Here is an 18,825-nt window from a genome sequence, read left to right on the forward strand (position 1 = left end):
GGTCAACCGACCGAACGGCCTTTCGCAGCGACGCCCACACGTGATCCGAGCAGACCGAAGACCGCACCTCAGAAAGCGCGGCCCGGTCGTGGGGCTCCGTCGATTCGCCTTGCCAACTGCACATATATGGAATGGTCATTACCATGAAAAAACTACTACTGATCCTCGCCTGCTTCGTGGCGGTGGGATGCTCGCAACCTCCGAAGCCGGAGAAGACCGTCGATGTCCTGCTGATCGGCGGCGGCATCATGAGTGCCACCCTCGGCACTTACCTCAACGAGCTCGAGCCGGGCTGGAGCATCGACATCTACGAGCGCATGGACAAGGTCGCCGACGAGAGTTCCAACGCCTGGAACAACGCCGGCACCGGCCACTCGGCCTTCTGCGAGCTGAACTACACGCCGGAGACCGCCGACGGCGGCATCGACATCAGCAAGGCCGTGGGCATCAACGAGAGCTTCGAGATCTCCAAGCAGTTCTGGGCCTACCAGATCGACCAGGGCGTGCTGAAGGAGCCGAAGTCCTTCATCAACAACGTGCCGCACATGAGCTTCGTCTGGGGTGACGACAACGTCGCCTACCTGAAGAAACGCCACGCCGCGCTGCAGCACAGCAACCTGTTCCGTGGCATGGAGTACTCCGAGGATCCAGCGCAGATCGCCCAGTGGGTACCGCTGGTGATGGCCGACCGCGACCCCGCGCAGAAGATCGCCGCCACCCGCATGCCGATCGGCACCGACGTCAACTTCGGCGAGATCACCAAGCAGCTGGTCGGCTCGCTGGCCCAGCGCCAAGGCGTGTCGCTGCACCTGAGCCATGAGGTGCGCGACATCACCCGCAACGACGACGGTACTTGGAACGTGGTGGTAGCGGACCTGGCCAACGGCGAGAAGGAAACCAGCGTCAACGCCAAGTTCGTCTTCATCGGTGCCGGCGGCGCCGCGTTGCCGTTGCTGCAGAAGTCCGGGATTCCCGAGGCCGATGGCTACGCCGGCTTCCCGGTGGGCGGCCAGTTCCTGCTGACCAAGAACCCTGAGATCGTCGCCCAGCACCAGGCCAAGCTGTACGGCAAGGCCTCGGTCGGATCGCCGCCCATGTCGGTGCCGCACCTCGACACCCGCGTGATCGACGGCCAGAAGGTCCTGCTGTTCGGACCTTTCGCCACCTTCTCCAGCAAGTTCCTCAAGAACGGTTCGCTGTGGGACATGTTCGCCGCCATCAGCACCGACAACGTCGGCCCGATGACCCATGCCGGCTGGGACAACATGGACCTGACCCAATATCTGATCGGCCAGCTGATGCTGAGCCAGGAAGATCGTATGCATGCCCTGCGGGAATACTTCCCCGATGCTCGTGATGGCGACTGGGAGCTGATCACCGCCGGCCAGCGTGTGCAGGTAATCAAGAAGGACGCCGAGAAGGGCGGTGTGCTGCAGTTCGGCACCGAGGTGGTGAGCTCGGCGGACGGTAGCATCGCCGCCTTGCTCGGCGCCTCGCCGGGCGCCTCGACCGCTGCGCCGATCATGCTGACCGTGCTGGAGAAGACCTTCAAGGACAAGCTCCAGACGCCGGAGTGGCAGGCGCGCCTGAAGGAAATCATCCCGTCCTATGGGCTGAAGCTGAACGACGACATCGAGCTGACCAACCGCATTCGTGCTTACAGTAGCGAGCGCCTGCAACTGGTTCACGTGCCGGTGGAGCCGGAAGTCATCAGCCCGGACGCCGCAGCGCTGTAATCGATGCCAGGGGGCTACCGAAAGGGCGACTCGCTAGCGAGTCGCCCTTTTTCATGTGGTGATGGTTACTGGCTGCGTTGCCGAGGGTCGACGTAGTAGGTCAGCTGCTGGCGCGGATTCAGATACTCCAGTGCCTCCAGGGGCAACTGCGAGGGGCGTAGGCTGCGGGCAATAGCCAGATTCGGCTCCTGCTCTAGGTTGACGATCAGGGCTTCTGTCTTGGGAATATGCGGCTCGTACAGTATCAGTGTCGGTTTTAGCGGTAGGCTGGGATGCATGGCCAGCACCAGGGCATAGCGCTCATCCTCGAGTTGTACCAGGCTCCCCGGTGGATAGACGCCCATGCAGCGGATGAAGGCTTTCAGTGCTACATCGTCGAAGCGATCACGCTGCTGCTTGAACATCGATGCCAGGGCCTCGTGGGGGCTCAGGCCATCGCGCGGATTCAGCGGGTTGCACAGGTTGTCGAACGTGTTGGTGATCGTCACCAGCCGGCTGAGCCGGCCAATGCCGGCCTCGCGCAGGCCCTTCGGATATCCGCTGCCGTCGCAGTATTCGTGGTGCTCCTGAATGATCCGCAGCACCTCATCGTCGAGCATCAGCTGTTGGCCTCGGCGCGCGCCGAACTCGCAGTGCATCTGCAGCAACTGCTGTTCCGGGCGTGTCAGCGGTTCGGCCTTCAGCAGTACCTTGCTGGGAATCTCCAGTTTGCCTATATCGTGCAGCAGGGCGCCCAGCCCCAGGCTGTGGCAGGCCTCGCTGTCATAGCCCAGCTGGCGGCCGAGCATCACCGACAGCACCGTCACGTTGAGCGAGTGGAAGTAGGCATCGTCGGAGGCCTTGCCGTTGATGCTGTGCAGGGCCGCTCCATCATCCCCCAGCAGCGAGTCGACCAAATCCCGTACCACTTCACCGGCTAGCTTGACCGCCTCCTCAGGCTGACTGCGCAGGGACTGGTTGAGTGATTTCACCCGCTGGCTCGCCTGGACGAATCTTCGATCCACTTCTGCCAAGCGTTTGCGCAAGATACCCAGCTTGGCCGCGCGGGACTGGCGTGCGAGCTCGTCGGGATCTGGGGCGGACGGCGCCATCGGTGTCGATGGCGTTTGGGATTCGGGCTGCGACAGTGGAGGTGGCTCGCAGTCGCTACGGGCCGGCTCATAGCGGAGCTGTGACAACCCGAGATTGCGCAGGGCCCTGATCTGATCCTCGTCCTTGATCTTGAAGCTGTTGAACGTGAAGTCGTGCTCCCACCAGCTCAGGTCCAGATGCACGTACAGGCCGACGCACAACTGATCGGGATGGATGGAAACGGTGGCGGCGGCCATGCCTGCCTCCCTGTGTACTGGCTGTTTGCTGGCAGTCTAGCTTTTTGCGATGGACAGGGAAGAGGCCCGGGCATCATGACTGCACGGTATCGCTATCGCGGGGGTACTCAGGCCATCACATCGATGGAGTTGCCCAGGTTGGGCGGGTTGCTCGGCGGGGTAACCTGAGGAATGGCCTGAATCAGACCTATGGCGCTCTCCGCCTGCAGGTCGAGGGTCTTCCTCAGCATGAGAATCGCAGCCGTCGCAGAAGTCTGCGACGCGCTGGCATTGGAGACGGCGCTGGCGATGCTACTCAGTTCCATGGGGGTTCTCCGGGGTATCTCTCAAGGGTCGACCACTGCTCGGCTCCATGGGTTCCTTCAATCCGGCAGGCATACGCCGGTGCCACCCAGCCCACAGTAGCCTCTGGGGTTCTTGCCGAGGTACTGCTGGTGGTAGGGCTCGGCGTAGTAGAAGGGCGGTACGTCCCCTATCTCGGTGGTGATGGCGCCAAGGCCGGAACGCTGAAGTTCGCTCTGGAAGCGCTGCCGACTGGCTTCGGCCGCCTCGCGCTGGGTGGTGTCGAAGCAGTAGATGGCCGAGCGGTACTGGGTGCCGATGTCGTTGCCCTGACGCATGCCCTGAGTGGGGTTATGTGCCTCCCAGAAAACCTTGAGCAATTGTTCGTAGCTGATCTGCTGTGGGTCGAATACCACCAGTACGACCTCGGTATGGCCGGTCAGGCCGGAGCAGACTTCCTCATAGGTCGGGTTTGGCGTGTGGCCGCCGGCATAGCCTGCGGCGGTGCTCCATACCCCCGGTTGCTGCCAGAAGCGGCGCTCGGCGCCCCAGAAACAACCCAGGCCGAAAAGCGCCTGATGCAAGCCTGCGGGGAACGGGGGGGTGAGGGAGTTGCCGTTGGCATGGTGGTGTGCCGGCACCTGCATGCTTTCGGCTCGCCCCGGCAGAGCCTGTTCGGCTGCTGGCAAGTCGAGTTTGTGAACCAGGATTTGCGAGCGTAGAACCATGGGGCTGCTCCCGTGCGAGGTAAAAGAAACATAGCTTACTCCCCTGGGCGAATGGGAGGCATCGCTGGCGCGGCTGTCTTGCTCAGGCGCCGCTGGGACGGCCAGGGTAGCGGCGCAGGCTCTCCAGCAGCTCGCGGCTGGGAATGGGGCGGTCGAACAGGTAACCCTGGCCTACATCGCAGTGCTGGCGGCGGAGAAACCCCAACTGGGCAGCGGTTTCGATGCCTTCGGCGACGACCTTGAGCTTGAGGTTGTGGGCCATGGCGATCACGGCAGACGTGATTTCCATGTCGTCCTGGTTTTCAGGGATGTCCTTGATGAAGCTGCGGTCGATCTTGATGACGTCGATGGGGAATTTCTTCAGGTAACTCAGCGACGAGTAGCCTGTGCCGAAGTCATCCATCGTCAGGGTGAGCCCGAGCGCCTTGAGCTGCGTCACCTGCTGGCGGGTCACGTCGTCGCCCTCCAGAAGCAGGCTCTCGGTGAGCTCGAGCTCCAGCAGATGGGGTGGCATCTGTTCTTCGTCGAGGATCGCCGCGATCGATCCGACCAGATCGGGATCGGTGAATTGCTTGGCGGACAGGTTGATTGCCACCTGCACTTCGCCAATCCCCAGTGTCGCCAGCTCCAGGCAGGTGCGGCAAGCCTGGCGCGCAACCCATTTGCCGATGGGGATAATGAGGCCGGTCTCTTCTGCCACCCCGATGAACTGATCGGGGCTGATCATGCCCTTTTCCGGATGCTGCCAGCGCAGCAGGGCTTCCAGCCCTACCAGCCGGCCTGTCTTCAGGCACAGTTGGGGCTGGTAGTAGACTTCCAGTTCGTTCTGGGTCAGGGCGCGGCGCAGGTTGTTCTCGACGAAAAGCTTGTGGCTGGCCTCGGCATTCAGCGCTTCGGTGAACATCTGCACCTGATGCTTGCCGTTGGCCTTGGCCTTGTGCAGCGCCAACCCCGCATGTTTCATCAGGGTGTGGGGGTCGGCACCGTGGGTTGGGGCGCAGGCCAGGCCAACCGAGCCGGTGACGCTGATAAGCTGGTTATCGACGAACAGGGGCTTGTCTAGGGTGATCAGCAGGTCGTGAGCCAGCTGCAGGCCCGCCGCCTCGTTGGCGCCATCCAGCAGTACGGCGAACTCGTTGCTGGCGAAGCGCGCCAGGCTGGTGCCCTGGGTCAGGCTGTTGCGCAATCGGCGGGCGAGGTTGGCCAGCAGCTTGTCCCCGGTCTGATGCCCCAGGCTGTCGTTGATCCGCTTGAAGTTATCGATGTCTACCAGCAGCAGGCTGAAGGCGTGATTGTCCTTGCGCGCGAAGCGCTCTTCCAGGCAGCGAATGAAATAGGGGCGGTTGCCCAGGCCCGTGAGATTGTCGCTGTAGGCCAGGCGCTCGATACGCTGCTGGGCCAGCTTGCTCTGGGTGATGTCTTCGTAGATGCCGATGTAGTGAGTCAGCTCGCCATCGTCGTTGTATACCTTGGAGATCGACAGCTGGGCCCAATACGGCTCTAGGTTTTTGCGTCGGCTGCGAAACTCGCCCTGCCAGCTATTGCGCTCCGCCAGGCCGGCCTGGGCATCGAAGAGCAGATCGCCCAGGTTCTCCAGGGCCGGGAGCTGGGAGATGCGGCGGCCCTGGATCTCTTCGGCACCGTACTGGGTGATCGAGGTAAAGCTGGGATTGACGTACTGCACCAGGCCGTCGCAGTCGAACAGCAGGAAGGCGCTGGCACTCTGTTCCACCGCGCGCTGGAACAGGAACAGCGCGCTGGTCGCGTCGCGTCGCTGCTGATTGCTCATCACCTGGGCGAACTGGTCCGCCAGCTCTCCGGCGAAGGCGATCTCATCGGCCTGCCAGGTGCGTGCTGAGCCGATATGCTCCAGGCACAACACGCCGACTACCTCGCCGCCCAGGCGGATGCTGGCATCGAGCATGGCGCTGATGCCTTGCGACTTGAGATAGCCGCGCGTCAGCTCGCTGGTACGTGGGTCGCGCTGGGCGTTGTGTGCATCAATGGCGCGACCGCTCTGCAGTGCCTCCAGATACCGCGGGAAGCAGCTGGCATCGATGGCCGCCGGCATTTCGTGGCGGTCGATATCGCGGCGATACAGCGCCACAGGCTCCAGGCAGTCTCCGACCAAGTGCCAGATGCTGGCGCGCGCCACATCATAGGCCTCGCAGGCTGCCTGGGTGATCAACTCGGCGGCTTCCTTGAGCGGGTCCAGCGCGCTGTAGCGGTGGCGCGCGAGGCGCACAATCAGGCTCTGCTGGGCGCGAGAGCGAATCAGGTGCTGAAGGTGTCCTTCCTGGGAGTGCTGGTAGAGTTCCAGCGAGGTCTTCAGCTTGCTGTTCTGTTCCTCCAGCTCCTGTAGGCGCTGCTCGACCAGCGTCTCGCCGGCCTCCGCCGTGACCAGCAGGTACCCACGCAACAATCGGCGCCCGCGTTGCTGGAAGGCCTCGCCAATCTCCAGTAGATGGAGGGCGCCGTTGGGTGTGTGCAGACGATAGCGCACTGAGTAGTGCTGCGAAGCTGCCAACTGGACCTGGATCTCGTCATGCAGACTGTAGCGCGCCTCGGGCTCCATCAGGCTGGCATAGGGGCAGTCGAGAAGCGCGCAGAGCTCACCGGCACTGACACCGAGCTGGCGCTCGCAGGCCGGGTCGAGAAACAACAGGGTCCAGCTGGGTTCGTTGATGCGCTCGAAACGCAACATCCCCAGGCGTGACGGCACTGGCAACTGCGTCACAACCTCGGCCGCCTGACGGCTAGCGGCATCGGGATGGCTTTTCATCGAACGGCTGGCTTCCTTATTCTGCCGCTTCAGGGCAGGCTTGGATCCTGTTTCCACTTGTCATGCCTAAGTGAGCCGGGGCAAGCAGGTTCTTGAGACTCGTACATCAACCAAGTTCGGCAAGGGTGCATCATGCGGCAGGGACTGACAAGAAGACTGAGCGGGTTATTGCTGATGCTGAGCCTGGGCGCGGGCGCTCCCGCCCAGGCGAGCGAGGCCCAGCTGAGCGGTGAAGAGCAGGCGCGATATCTCGCCGAGCTGAAACGGCTGTATCTGACCAAGGATGAGCGCAAGGCGCTGCTGGCGCACAGCAACGCGCTGCTCGACACCTACGCCCTGCGTGCCGGCTACCAGCTGGGCAAGGCGCCGGCACAGCGCAGCGATCTGCGCTACCAACTGAGCATCGCCGCTCCTGGTGAGCTTCTGGTGCGCGAGGAGACTCGCCAGGAACAGAGCAAGAGCCTGTCGGTAAGCAATCATCGCCTGTCCGTATTCGGGCTCGATCCCTACATTCATTACGACTGCCCGAACACGGGTGTCACCTGCGTGCTCAACAATCCGGCCGATGGCAGCCCCTGGATCACCGTGTTGCGCGATCATCAGGGGGCGGCCGACCTGGCCAAGGCGATCAGTTTCCTGATCCGAAACTTACAGAGAAACTGACAGTCGAGACTGGTGGTCTTTTCCATGATGTGAGGCCCTCGATGCAGGAGCGCTAGCTGGGCTCTCCTTCCCATGGGAGGGAGCATGTCCATCAAGCGGTCAGTGCGGTCGCTTGATAGAAGCTGCATTTGCAACTGCAATGGTGGTAAGCCGGGTAGTACTGCGCATCTCTGGATAGCTACTTCAGCAACCGCAACTTCGACCGCTTTGTAGTGCGTAAGCTTGCTTAGCTGCCCGTCCCTTATAACCCCCTGAACTGAGTAATCGATGTACCGAAAATCAACCTACTGGGAAACAGCCTTCCGCGTTGTACAAGTGTCCTGGCTGCGGGCCGTGATGGGGTTGAAGTCGGAGTCGCGGGGAACGCGATTAGGGTATCTCTGGTGGATTGTCGAGCCTGCCATGCACCTGGCAGTTTATTACTTTGCCTTCGGCGTACTGCTCGAGCACGGGGGCGACGACTATGTGGCTTTCCTTCTGATAGGCATCGTGCATTGGCTATGGCTTTCCAAGAGCATCATGAACGCCAGCTCGTCCATTCTGGTGAGCCGGGGGCTCATACTCCAGCTGCCACTGCATACGGGGATTTTCCCACTTGCCGAAATATTCAGGGACCTGATCAAGCAGATCATTGTAGTGGTCATCCTGATGCTGATTCTCTGGCTGATGGGCTACGATCCAACAAAGTACTGGCTCATCTATCCTGTTATCTTCGTTCTCCAGGTGCTGCTGACCCTGCCGCTCGCCGGTTTGGTGGCGGCACTTATGCCCTTCGTGCCGGACCTGCGGGTGATCGTTCCCGCCTGCCTGCAGCTCGCCATGTTTCTTTCCGGAGTGTTCTTCTCGGCTGACCTAATTCCGGAGTCCTTCCACTGGCTGTTGAATCTCAATCCGGCCTATTTGTTGCTGGAAGCATACCGAGACATTCTGATCCGCCAGCAACCACCCGAGTGGGCATTGCTGGGCGGGCTACTCGTAGCGCTCTGCTTCTTCAATATTTTCGTGATCGCCCTGTTCGGTCGTTTCAATCGTCAATATCCCCGGATCGTTCAGGAGTGAGCATGGCGCGTCTTCTTCTGGAAATGCGCGATGTGCACATGGGGTACACCACGCGCAAGTCACTGCTGCGCAGCGATTACCACCCTGTCATCAATGGGGTGAGCCTCGAGATCCGTGAGGGGCAGCGGCTCGGTGTGATGGGGCATAACGGTGCGGGTAAGTCGACGCTGTTGCGACTCATCGCGGGCATCTATGCTCCTGATAGCGGGAAAGTGATCAATCACGGAGCTCGTGTTTCACTGCTTTCGCTCCAGGCGGGGTTCGATCCGCGCCTCAATGGTTGGGACAACGCCTTGCTGAGCGGGGTGCTGATGGGAATGACTCCGGCGCAAGCGCGACAGCGACTGAAGAGCATCCACGATTTCTGCGAGTTGGGTGATCAGATGAATGATCTTCTCGGCACCTATTCATCTGGAATGCGTGCGCGCCTTGGATTTGCGGTCGCTCTGACGATGGAGGCCGACCTGTTGCTGATCGATGAGGTGCTCTCGGTGGGCGATCAGAGTTTCCAGGAGAAGTCGGAGAAGGCGGTCATGAATGCCGTGGATCAGGGATGTGCCATGATCCTTGTCTCGCACTCTCCGTTCAAACTTCAGAAGTGGACTGACTCCATCGTGTCGTTCGAGGGAGGGAACATCCATCCGATGTCTCTGGACAGTCTGGAGGGCGGGGCATGATCAGCTACGCTCAGAATTTCGAGGATGTCATTCTTGAGCGAATATTCAAGAACCAGAAGGATGGTTTCTACATTGACGTAGGTGCTTGCCATCCAATGTATGACTCGGTCACCCAGCATTTCTATTTGAAAGGCTGGAGCGGCATCAACATAGAGCCGCAGCCGGATCTCCACGCTCAGCTACAGGCTGTTCGTGATCGCGATATCAATCTTCAGGTATGTGTTGGGGCGAAAGCCGGTAACAGTGTCCTGTCCGTAACTGTGGAAATAGGCACGTCGACTCTCAGAAAATCCATAGCTGATAGCTATCGCAGCGAGGGCAAAGTTTCTCAAGAGCTGGTGGTCGAGGTCGTTACGCTCGACTCTATCTGGGAAGAGTACGTTGGCGAGCGGCAAGTCGATTTCCTGAAAATTGATGTCGAGGGATTTGAAAAGGAAGTGCTTTCCGGGGCTGATTTCTCCAAGGTTGCCCCCAGTATTCTAGTTGTAGAAGCTACCAGTCCTAATTCGCCGTTACCTATATATGGTCAGTGGGAGCACCTGCTTCTAGATTGTTATGAATTCTTTTACTTCGATGGTCTGAATCGGTTCTATGCGCGCAAGAGTTTTAGTTTTGACAGCGCTGCCTGTGCTGTGCCGCCAAACGTATTCGATAACATTAAGACGTACCCGAGCATTCTTCTTGAGCAGGAGAGTAGAAATCAGAAACTTGAGAATGATGATCTCAATAAGCAGCTTAAAGAGGCTTTGGATCTGATTGTCGGTAAGGATGCCGCGCTGGTGGATGCCGGTGCAGCGTACGAGGCTCTGCAGGGTGAAGCGGTGTTGCAGCGCCAGCAGCTCGAAGAGGCTGCTGCGGTGGGTTCGGATTATCGCGGAGAAATTGCCAAGATTCAGAATGCATATGATGCATTGATGATTGCTATGGAAAAGAAAGAGCAGGACCTATTGGACGCTCTTGATCTGATATACGAGAAAGATGTTGGCCTGACCGAACTTGCATCAAGCTATGAGACGGTGCAAAACCAGCTTCAAGCCAAGGAAGAGGAGCTGCAACAAACTCAATGGATGCTCAAGGGTAAAGATATTGCGTTGCAGGATGCAGCCGCCGCATACGAGGCGCTGCAAATAGAACTCCAGCGAGTCCGTGAGCGCGCGGAGCTTCTCGGCGAAAGCCTTCGGACTGCGATGGAGCGAGGCCGCGATGCCGCCGACGCCTACAAGAGTTTGAGAGACCAGTTCGACTTGAAACTGGCTGAGCTGGAGGCAACACAAGGCGCATTGGCGCTCAAGGAGGCTCAACTGCTTCAATCAGCCCCTGCCTGCGAAGGGGCAGGTTGCGCTCCGCAAGTGCCCTCGGGGGACGCCTATAGCGCCTTGCTGCTCGACGAGCTGCAAATGAAGGACGATGCGTTGCTTGACGCTGCGCGCTCCTATGCAAGCCTGCGTGATGAGTTCGACAGAAAGCTACGTGAGCTGGAAGTGCTGCACGAGCGTCTTGCTGCATCGCCGGGAACTGAGGGGCGGTGAATGCTAGCCAATAATTCGAATGAGAGCCGTATGACTCGGACAGACATCAGCGACATCTGTATATTTACAATTGTTTCGAACAACTATCTGCACTATGCCAATACACTTTTTGAGAGTCTGCGGGAACACTGCCCTCAGGCGGATCTGGTGCTGGGGCTTTGTGATAAGAGAACAGATGCGACTGATTGTCCTGCGGCAGATATTGTTGAGCTTAGAGATTTAGATATTCCGGAGTTGGGTGCATTCATATATCAGTATTCGATCCTGGAGCTGAATACCGCCATCAAGCCATACTTGGTGGAATTGTTAATGAATCGCGGTTATCGAAAAATTATTTATTTCGATCCGGATATTTATATCTTTGGAACGCTCGATCCTATGCTTGGGTTGTTGGATCAGCATAATGTGCTTCTCACACCTCATCTGACGGATCTTTTGGATGACGGAAAATGGCCTACCGAGCTAAGTATCCTTCAGGCGGGATCCTATAATTTGGGTTATATAGGGCTTAGCAGCTGCGATGAAACTCGCAAGCTTGTTAAGTGGTGGCAGGCAAAGCTGTATAAAGAGTGTGTGGTGGATTTGCCGCGTAACTTGTTCGTCGACCAAAAGTGGATGGACCTTGTTCCGTCGATGTTCGAGGGGGTCTATATCAATCGAGCCTCCAGTTGGAACGTCGCTTACTGGAATTTGAATCATCGCAAGCTACAGCAACGGGATGACGGGGGGTTCGAGGTTGACGAGCGGCCTCTCACCTTCTTCCATTTCTCGGGCTTTTCCATTGAGGCTGGCACTCTCAGTAAACATCAAAATCGCTTTGATAAGGGGCCACGTGGCACACCGCTCAGGGCACTTTGCACCCTTTATGAAGAAGCGCTAATGCGAAACGGTCTGGAGCGGTTCCAAGGGCTTCCTTATGCCTTTGGCTCGTTCGCAGATGGTACAAAGGTGCCTGACAGTGCTCGACGCCTCATTCGAACCAGTGAAGATCTCATAGGCGTGGATTTCTTTGATGAGGCGCAGTGCGGCCATGTCCATGCAGTGCTCAATCGTCTGGTGCATTCTAAGAAAGGTGGAATCAGCCTGACGGCTTTGTCTCTTGCCTTGTGGGAGGCGCGCGCCGATCTGCGAGATGCGTTCCCGGCAGTGGAGAGTGTCGACAGCATTCGGTTTGCTGAGTGGTTCCTGGATGCAGCGCCTCGTGAGGCAGGCTTCAGCGAGATTTACCTTGCGCCAGTGCGCGAACAGCTCGAGCGGGCAAGGGCTAGCCCCTCTTCCTCGCCGCAGGCGGTGCAGAGCTCACTGTTGAGTCGGATATTCCGATTGGTATGGCAGAAGCGTCGGAGCATCCCTCTGAAATGGCGCATTGCTTTGTTTCCTTATGCCGGCTGGGTCCTGAAGCGGGCTTATCCGCGAACAGACCTTCTCCCCCCTGTGGAAAGTAGCAATGAGCCGGGGATTAACCTAATTGGCTATCTCCATGCGGAGAGCGGGGTAGGCGAGGCAGCTCGCTCCTCTCTTCGTGCGTTGCGACGGTCAGGGTTGCCGTTTTCTCTCATCGATTACCGGCTTGGTAATATTTCCCGTATGGATGAGATCGTGAACGGTAACGGCAACCAGATTAGGTATCCGATCAATCTGGTTCATGTGAACGCTGATCAGAGCAAAATTGCTCGCGACCATCTGGGTGGACAGCTTTTCCAAGGGCGTTACACCATCGGCTATTGGTATTGGGAAATGCCTATATTTCCGGACTTTCTCCACTTCGCCTACGATCAGGTAGATGAAATATGGGTCTCTACAGAATACAACCGGGTCGCTATTTCCAAGTTCACGGATAAGCCGGTAACGCTGGTGCCGCCGGCTATCGAGGTAAATATCGAAAAGCCGCTGACGCGCACAGAGTTGCATCTCGATCAAGGGGCGTTCATTTTCTTCCACATGTCCGACACTCTGAGCATGTCGGAGAGGAAGAATCCTGAAGGGGTAATAAGAGCGTTCCAGCAAGCGTTCGGCGACCGGCTCGAGGAAGATGTAAGGCTGGTCATTAAGCTGTCCAATCTTGAGCGTAGGCCCGAGCTTGCCGCAGAGGTCTATGCGGCAATGGAAAGAGACCCCCGCATTCAGCTTATCGATGGTTATCTGGACAGGAACACCCTCAACAATCTGATCAACGCCTGCGACTGCTATGTGAGCCTGCACCGTGCAGAGGGTTTTGGTTTGCCCATTGCCGAGGCCATGTATCTCGGAAAGCCGGTGATAGCCACATATTGGTCCGGCAATGTGGACTTCATGAATCAAGAGAACTCCATGCCGGTGCACTACACGCTGGTGGAGTTGAACGAGGACATCGGCCCCTATCAGAAAGGGCAGCTGTGGGCGGAGCCTGACATAGGTGATGCAGCGCAGAAGATGTCCAGCATGGTGGAAAACAAGGAACTGCGGAAGCGATTGGCAGATGCCGCTGCGCGGGACGTCAGAGCGATGCTCAGCCCAGGCAGAATTGCGGAATTGATCTCTGCTCGTACGGCTGAAATATTCCACTCTAAGCAGTGAATTATGGCTGCTGATATTCTTTCTTTTGAAGTCGGCTCGATAGTCTATCTGCCGCTGCCCGACGAGGTGGAAGGTTTCGGCTTAGACACGCCTGTTGCGCAGAGCAGGCTGGTTGGCCACAGGATATCTTTCGTGGGTTGGGCCGTTGGTCGCTTTCCATACACGGTAGAGTCCCTCAACCTCATGGATGGTCAGCGGCTGGTCAAGTGCGTTCCAGTGAACGTGCCTAGATCTGATCTGGCGGCCCTGTGTGGCCAGGGGTGGGAGGTTGAGGGAAGGCCCGGCTTTCACAGCTTCATCGGTGGGCTTGGGCTGCGCCGGGCTGTCGAGTTGGATATCGTGCTTAACCTCCATGACTCTAGGGATGGCAGTTGGCGGCAGGTGAAAGTCGCTACGGTTTGCGGTAGGACACGCAACCATCTGCAGGTTGATAGTAAATACCAGCCGCTTATGCTGACTGCGATAGCTCGAAGTGGAACGACCTTGGCCATGCAGATTTTCGGAGAGCACCGAGGGATTCTGACGTCGAACTTCTATCCCTATGAAGTGAAGCAATCTGCATATTGGGGGCATGTGCTTAAAGTACTCGTTGACCCCGCCGACTTTGATGGCTCTTCACATCCTGATGACTTCGAGAAGAATATTGGTTTTGTTGGCCACAATCCCTATTGTCACGAGGAAACACTTCGTCAGCTCAAGGGGCGAAGAAATTTCCATGAGCATTACAACAATCACTTGCCGTTGGAGTTGGCGAAATTTGCTGTTGCTCGCATCAATGAATTTTATGAGCTGATCGCTAAGGGCGAGCGAAAAACGAACGCGACCTACTTCGCTGAAAAGTTTTTGCCGACCCATCTTCAACCAATATTCCACGACATATTTCGGAGTCCCAAGGAGATCGTACTGACTCGGGATTTCAGAGACGTTATCTGTTCTGCGCAGTCATTCAATCAGAAGCGAAACAGCCAGTCGTTCGGGCGGGGGGAGGCGACGAATGATCTTGAGTGGATAACTGGGTTTAGCTCCGGAGTAAGGAGTGTTGCTGAGGCCTGGTTGGACAGGGGGCATTCGGCCCTTCATGTTCGCTATGAAGATCTCGTCCTACAGCCCGAAGCGCAGATACGAAGAGTTTTCGACTATCTTGAGGTCGAAGCCTCGGATGTCTTGATAAGCTTGATCAGACGGAAAATATTCGAGTCATCACAGGCGCTGCACCACATGACGGCTTCGAGTCCCGAAAAGTCAGTTGGTCGATGGCAGCGTGATATGCCCGATGAGCTGCTTGAGCATTGCCACGAGCATTTCGGTCAGGAATTGAAGCTTTTTGGATACCAATGACTCCACCTTGCCTGACCGTAGCTTGGTTGCGCTGGTAGAACTAACGACTGACGGAAGCCTGGCATCTGCTATCGAAGATTTTCAAAGCTCGTTGGTAGAGCTCTAGGTCCACATGGACTAATTCTGCGATGATCGATCTTAGCTGTGAGGACTCGTGAACTATATCGATGGATCTGTAGTTGCTTGTTTCGTTCATGAGTTCGGATAGCTCCATCTTTCGGCATATTGCTGCAGGCTGGGGGAGCTCTAGGCTATCGAAAATCAGCTCTACCGATTCCTCGTAGCGTTCCAATACGCCGAAAGCTGCCAGACCGGACAAGTGATCGAGAGCTCTCTCGCCCGCATCAGCAACACTGACAGCTGGAGCGCTTTCATCGATGGTGGGCCATATATCTAGCGAAAGTGAACCTGCCAATGCCCTGGTCAGTCCATTTTCTATATACGGATGGCTTCTGGTAACGGGGTGCAGAAAGAACTCCTCGGCGTCAAGCGCCGCTGCCAGCCTGGCAAGGCCCCAATTGTTCCTTTCAACCACATCTGGCTGGTGAGCCTTGAGAAAGTTGTATAGAGAAACTAGTCGAGAGACAGGGTCTCTGAGAAGAGTAACTATCCGCTTTTGGCCGGGGATGAGATGGCAGGAGGCTAAGTCGTAATGCCCGGAAAATAAGCGGTACTTGGCGAGCTCGCCGGTAGGGTAATTTCTTATGCCGTTAAATCTCTCCGGGCAAATGAGATTTTCTTGGAAGTGACCCGCTAAGAGGCTATGAAGGGTAGTGCCTCCTGTTTTAGGGCTATGCATGAAGACTACACGAGGAATGCTCAAGTCTTCCCAGTCAGGAAATGGGATATCTGACTCGCCACGTGTCTGGAACTGCAATTGGTTGAACTCTTCGGAAGCAAGTAGTGCTCGTCTGAAGGCAGAGAGGTTCTCGTGCTGGCGATGGTAGGTGATGATGCCTTCATCCTCTGGTTCGCGTCCGAGAATCATTCGGTAGCCCGATAAAACATCAGCTCGCGAAATCATGTCGGCAGATGCAGCGATTCGGGCATGAGAGCAGAGATATTACTCATCTGGCTGGCGAAATTGCATTCCGCCCACGTCACTAACTCCATATCTAGCTCGTTCTGGATTTGCAGTCGCTCTATCGTTTCCGTGGATATTTTTTTCGGGTGCTCTGAGGTATTTAGCCTATGTATGGTATGAGGCCTGAATAGGCCGAACTTGAAGCAGAAAATATCTATGGATTCTTCGAGTCTGGAGTTGATGGCATAGAAGTCCATTCTGCTTAAGTTCTCTATGGCTCGCTGCAGATGGCTGCGGTCAAGCTCTGTCTCCCTTCTAGGGGCGCCACTGAGAAATCGCGTCTGCATGTTGTTAAAGCTCTCGCTTATGGCGAAATCCTTGGATTCAACCAAGTCCACAAGCTCAAGCTCTCTGGCAGCCCTTATCTTGCTTGCACCTTCGTTTGACCAGCCGAGTCGGTCGGGATCCTGGCTTCTCCAGAAGGCGTACGTTGAAATACAGCGCTCGATGGGGTTTCTCAGCGTGGTTATCTGTTTATGGTTCAGCGTATTGGGTACTTGGCTGAGCCCAAGATGCCCGTGAATGAAGTCATAACGTCGAAGTTCTTCTTCATCGCATTTCATCAGTCCATTGGAGTCTTTCAGGTGCAGTATCCTGTCCGCTTGCACCGCGTTCTCAATGATGTTGCGGAAAGTCACGCCGCCAGTTTTGGGGATGTGCAGATACAGGAATCTGTGCATGGATGGGGGCTCAGGTGACGTGGATGGCCGATAACGCAATGCCGAGCAGCCGATTGTCTCCGCTGTCCGGTCTTTTTGTTTGCAGGGTAGTGATCTCTATGAAAGTGTAATCACGCTCTGTAAAGGCCAGCTCTGGAATTAGGTAATTCAATTTACCGTCGCTCTTGCATGCCGGAGTCAGAGGAACGCCGTTGTATCGGACTGTTAATGTGTCGAGGTGTTCGGGTGTAACGGCATGGAAGACTCGAAGTGAAAGAGTTCGCTGATTCGCCACTATTCTGGCGAAGTATAGCGTGGCCGTAGAGGCCGGCCCCGTAAATCTCCAATAGAGACGTCCATCGGTTTCCCGCGTATGCCATCCGTCGCCGTGGAGCGGCTGATCGAAGGTGTAATGAAGTTCGCTCAATGGCGGGAGCTTCTCCAGATTGCCTACGAACTGATCGCGAAGGGCTTCCCGAATTTTTGGAAGCAGGCGGTCATACGCCTGCGGATCGGAACTCGTCGGCATCGATTGTTTCCCCGCCTTGACGATTTGGATGAATTGCTAGCAGGCCATGCGGGGGCTACTGAGGATTAGAGGTACCGAGGGTACATCTTTCTAGTGTTCACAGACTATGTGATTGAAAGCACGGAGCGTGCTGCAGATGGCGCTGAGAGCTAGTCTAGGCATGGAGCCACTCCCCGGCGAGCTCCAGCGCTCGCCGGGGAGTGGCTGTTACAGCAGCAGGGTGCGGATATCCGCCAGCACGTCGCCCAGGCGCTTGGTGAAGCGCGCGGCGGCAGCACCGTTGATCACCCGGTGGTCGTAGGAAAGCGACAGCGGCAGCATCAGCTTGGGCTGGAACGCCTTGCCATCCCACACCGGCTGCATGGTCGCCTTGGACACGCCGAGGATCGCCACTTCCGGCGCGTTGACGATCGGCGTGAAGCCGGTGCCGCCAATGTGGCCGAGGCTGGAGATGGTGAAGCAGGCACCCTGCATGGCGTCGGCCGAGAGCTTCTTGGTGCGCGCCTTCTCCGCCAGTTCGGCGGCCTCGGCGGCCAGTTGCAGCAGGCTCTTCTGGTCGACGTCGCGGATCACCGGGACCAGCAGGCCATCCGGGGTATCGACGGCGAAGCCGATGTGCACGTACTTCTTGCGGATCAGTGCCTTGCCGCTCGGCGCCAGCGAACTGTTGAAGTCCGGCAGCTCCTTGAGCAGGTGGGCACAGGCCTTGAGCAGCAGCGGCAGCACGGTCAGCTTGACGCCGGCCTTCTCCGCCACCGCCTTCTGCGCCACGCGGAAGGCTTCCAGCTCGGTGATGTCGGCGCTGTCGAACTGGGTCACGTGCGGCACGTTGAGCCAGCTGCGGTGCAGGTTGGCGGCGCCGACCTGCATCAGGCGGGTCATCGCCACTTCTTCCACTTCGCCGAACTTGCTGAAGTCCACGGCCGGGACCGGCGGGATGCCGGCGCCGCCGGTCGCGCCAGCGGCCGGAGCGTTCTTGGCCTGTTGCAGCATGGCCTTGACGTAGTTTTGCACGTCTTCCTTGAGGATGCGGCCTTTCGGGCCGGTGCCCGGCACGGCGGCCAGGTCGACACCGAACTCGCGGGCGGTCATGCGCACGGCCGGGCCGGCGTGCACCTTGTTGCCGTCACGCACTGGCGCAGCGACCGCTGCAGCCGCTGCGGACAGCGCGGCGATGGCGCCAACCTCGGCGGCCACCGCAGGGGCGGCGCCCGGCGGCGTGCTGTGTATGGGCGCGGCGGCTGCTGGGGCTGCGGCGGCAGGTGCCGGAGCGGTAGCAGGAGCTGCACCAGCGACCTTGAGCTTGAGGATCAGGTCGCCGGTGCCGACTTCGGCGTCCAGCTTGACCAGTACTTCCTCGACCACGCCGGCGGCCGGCGAGGGGATCTCCATGCTGGCCTTGTCCGACTCCAGGGTGATCAGCGATTGATCAGCCTCGATGGTGTCGCCGGTCTTGACCATGACTTCGATGACCTTGACCTTGCCGCTGGTGCCGATGTCCGGCACATGCACGTCCTGCACGCTGGCGGCGGCCGGAGCCGCTGCGGGGGCTGCAGTAGGTGCGGGAGCCGGCTCGGTGGCCTTGGGCGCTTCGGCGGCAGCCGGGGCGGCTGCGGGCTCTGCGACCGGGGCGGCGCCCTCGACCTCCAGTTCCAGCAGTTCGTCGCCGGTCTTCAGCTTGTCGCCCAGCTTGACCTTCAGGCTCTTGATCACCCCCGCCTTGGGCGAGGGGACTTCCATGGAGGCCTTGTCGGACTCCAGGGTCAGGACGCTCTGGTCGGCTTCGATGCGATCACCGACCTTGACCAGCAGCTCGATCACTTCACCTTCGCCGCCGATATCGGGTACGCGAATCAACTCGCTCACAGTGCGTCT

At 58.1% G+C, this 18,825-nt stretch carries 15 protein-coding genes; 7 read left to right on the forward strand and 8 right to left on the reverse strand.

Translation table 11 applies throughout. From position 1 onward, the window contains the following. The first annotated feature begins 143 nt into the window (after positions 1 to 143). Positions 144 to 1,736: a malate:quinone oxidoreductase gene (locus tag IB234_RS05405; protein WP_192315019.1), complete on the forward strand. Its 1,593-nt coding sequence runs from the start codon at positions 144 to 146 to the stop codon at positions 1,734 to 1,736. A 65-nt stretch (positions 1,737 to 1,801) separates the two neighbouring features. Here IB234_RS05405 and IB234_RS05410 read toward each other — a convergent pair whose 3' ends face one another. The 4 genes from IB234_RS05410 to IB234_RS05425 form a co-directional block, all read right to left on the reverse strand. Then, on the reverse strand, positions 1,802 to 3,064 hold the full coding sequence (locus IB234_RS05410; protein WP_192315021.1) for an HD-GYP domain-containing protein: 1,263 nt from the start codon (positions 3,062 to 3,064) through the stop codon (positions 1,802 to 1,804). Positions 3,065 to 3,171: 107 nt separating this feature from the next. After that, entirely contained in the window at positions 3,172 to 3,369 is a 198-nt protein-coding gene (locus tag IB234_RS05415) for a YjfB family protein (RefSeq protein WP_192315023.1), read from the reverse strand. A 57-nt stretch (positions 3,370 to 3,426) separates the two neighbouring features. After that, positions 3,427 to 4,074: a peptide-methionine (S)-S-oxide reductase MsrA gene (gene msrA, locus IB234_RS05420; protein WP_192315025.1), complete on the reverse strand. Its 648-nt coding sequence runs from the start codon at positions 4,072 to 4,074 to the stop codon at positions 3,427 to 3,429. A gap of 82 nt (positions 4,075 to 4,156) precedes the next feature. After that, positions 4,157 to 6,856 (reverse strand): EAL domain-containing protein, encoded by a 2,700-nt coding sequence (locus IB234_RS05425; RefSeq protein ID WP_192315027.1) that lies wholly within the window; start codon positions 6,854 to 6,856, stop codon positions 4,157 to 4,159. 132 nt (positions 6,857 to 6,988) lie between these two features. On the opposite strand from IB234_RS05425, the gene IB234_RS05430 reads away from it, so the two are divergent. From IB234_RS05430 to IB234_RS05455, 6 genes are all read left to right on the forward strand, one after another. Continuing rightward, a complete protein-coding gene (locus IB234_RS05430; RefSeq protein ID WP_192315029.1) occupies positions 6,989 to 7,519 on the forward strand; it encodes a hypothetical protein in 531 nt (176 codons plus the stop codon). Between the two features lie 267 nt (positions 7,520 to 7,786). Continuing rightward, positions 7,787 to 8,578 (forward strand): ABC transporter permease, encoded by a 792-nt coding sequence (locus IB234_RS05435; RefSeq protein WP_192315041.1) that lies wholly within the window; start codon positions 7,787 to 7,789, stop codon positions 8,576 to 8,578. A gap of 2 nt (positions 8,579 to 8,580) precedes the next feature. Then, on the forward strand, positions 8,581 to 9,255 hold the full coding sequence (locus tag IB234_RS05440) for an ABC transporter ATP-binding protein (protein WP_192315043.1): 675 nt from the start codon (positions 8,581 to 8,583) through the stop codon (positions 9,253 to 9,255). Continuing rightward, positions 9,252 to 10,784 (forward strand): FkbM family methyltransferase, encoded by a 1,533-nt coding sequence (locus tag IB234_RS05445; protein ID WP_192315045.1) that lies wholly within the window; start codon positions 9,252 to 9,254, stop codon positions 10,782 to 10,784. The genes IB234_RS05440 and IB234_RS05445 overlap by 4 nt, the downstream gene beginning before the upstream one ends. 30 nt (positions 10,785 to 10,814) lie before the next feature. Continuing rightward, positions 10,815 to 13,340 (forward strand): glycosyltransferase family 4 protein, encoded by a 2,526-nt coding sequence (locus IB234_RS05450; protein WP_192315048.1) that lies wholly within the window; start codon positions 10,815 to 10,817, stop codon positions 13,338 to 13,340. A 3-nt stretch (positions 13,341 to 13,343) separates the two neighbouring features. Then, positions 13,344 to 14,678 carry a sulfotransferase family protein gene (locus IB234_RS05455; protein ID WP_192315050.1) on the forward strand — a complete coding sequence of 445 codons (1,335 nt, stop codon included), beginning with the start codon at positions 13,344 to 13,346 and terminating at the stop codon, positions 14,676 to 14,678. Positions 14,679 to 14,718: 40 nt separating this feature from the next. On the opposite strand, the gene IB234_RS05460 is transcribed toward IB234_RS05455, so the two are convergent. The 4 genes from IB234_RS05460 to aceF all read right to left on the reverse strand — a co-directional run bounded on the left by IB234_RS05460 (position 14,719) and on the right by aceF (position 18,816). Further along, positions 14,719 to 15,666, reverse strand: a complete 948-nt coding sequence (locus tag IB234_RS05460) for a sulfotransferase family 2 domain-containing protein (protein WP_192315061.1) — start codon at positions 15,664 to 15,666, stop codon at positions 14,719 to 14,721. Positions 15,667 to 15,698: 32 nt separating this feature from the next. Further along, positions 15,699 to 16,442 (reverse strand): sulfotransferase family 2 domain-containing protein, encoded by a 744-nt coding sequence (locus tag IB234_RS05465; RefSeq protein WP_192315070.1) that lies wholly within the window; start codon positions 16,440 to 16,442, stop codon positions 15,699 to 15,701. A gap of 10 nt (positions 16,443 to 16,452) precedes the next feature. Then, complete coding sequence (locus tag IB234_RS05470) at positions 16,453 to 16,950, reverse strand: hypothetical protein (protein WP_192315072.1); 498 nt, start codon at positions 16,948 to 16,950, stop codon at positions 16,453 to 16,455. A 207-nt stretch (positions 16,951 to 17,157) separates the two neighbouring features. Next, positions 17,158 to 18,816 carry a dihydrolipoyllysine-residue acetyltransferase gene (gene aceF / locus IB234_RS05475; protein WP_192315075.1) on the reverse strand — a complete coding sequence of 553 codons (1,659 nt, stop codon included), beginning with the start codon at positions 18,814 to 18,816 and terminating at the stop codon, positions 17,158 to 17,160. Positions 18,817 to 18,825 lie beyond the last annotated feature (9 nt).

The sequence above is a fragment of the Pseudomonas sp. PDM16 genome (genome assembly GCF_014851865.1).
GTDB lineage: Bacteria > Pseudomonadota > Gammaproteobacteria > Pseudomonadales > Pseudomonadaceae > Aquipseudomonas.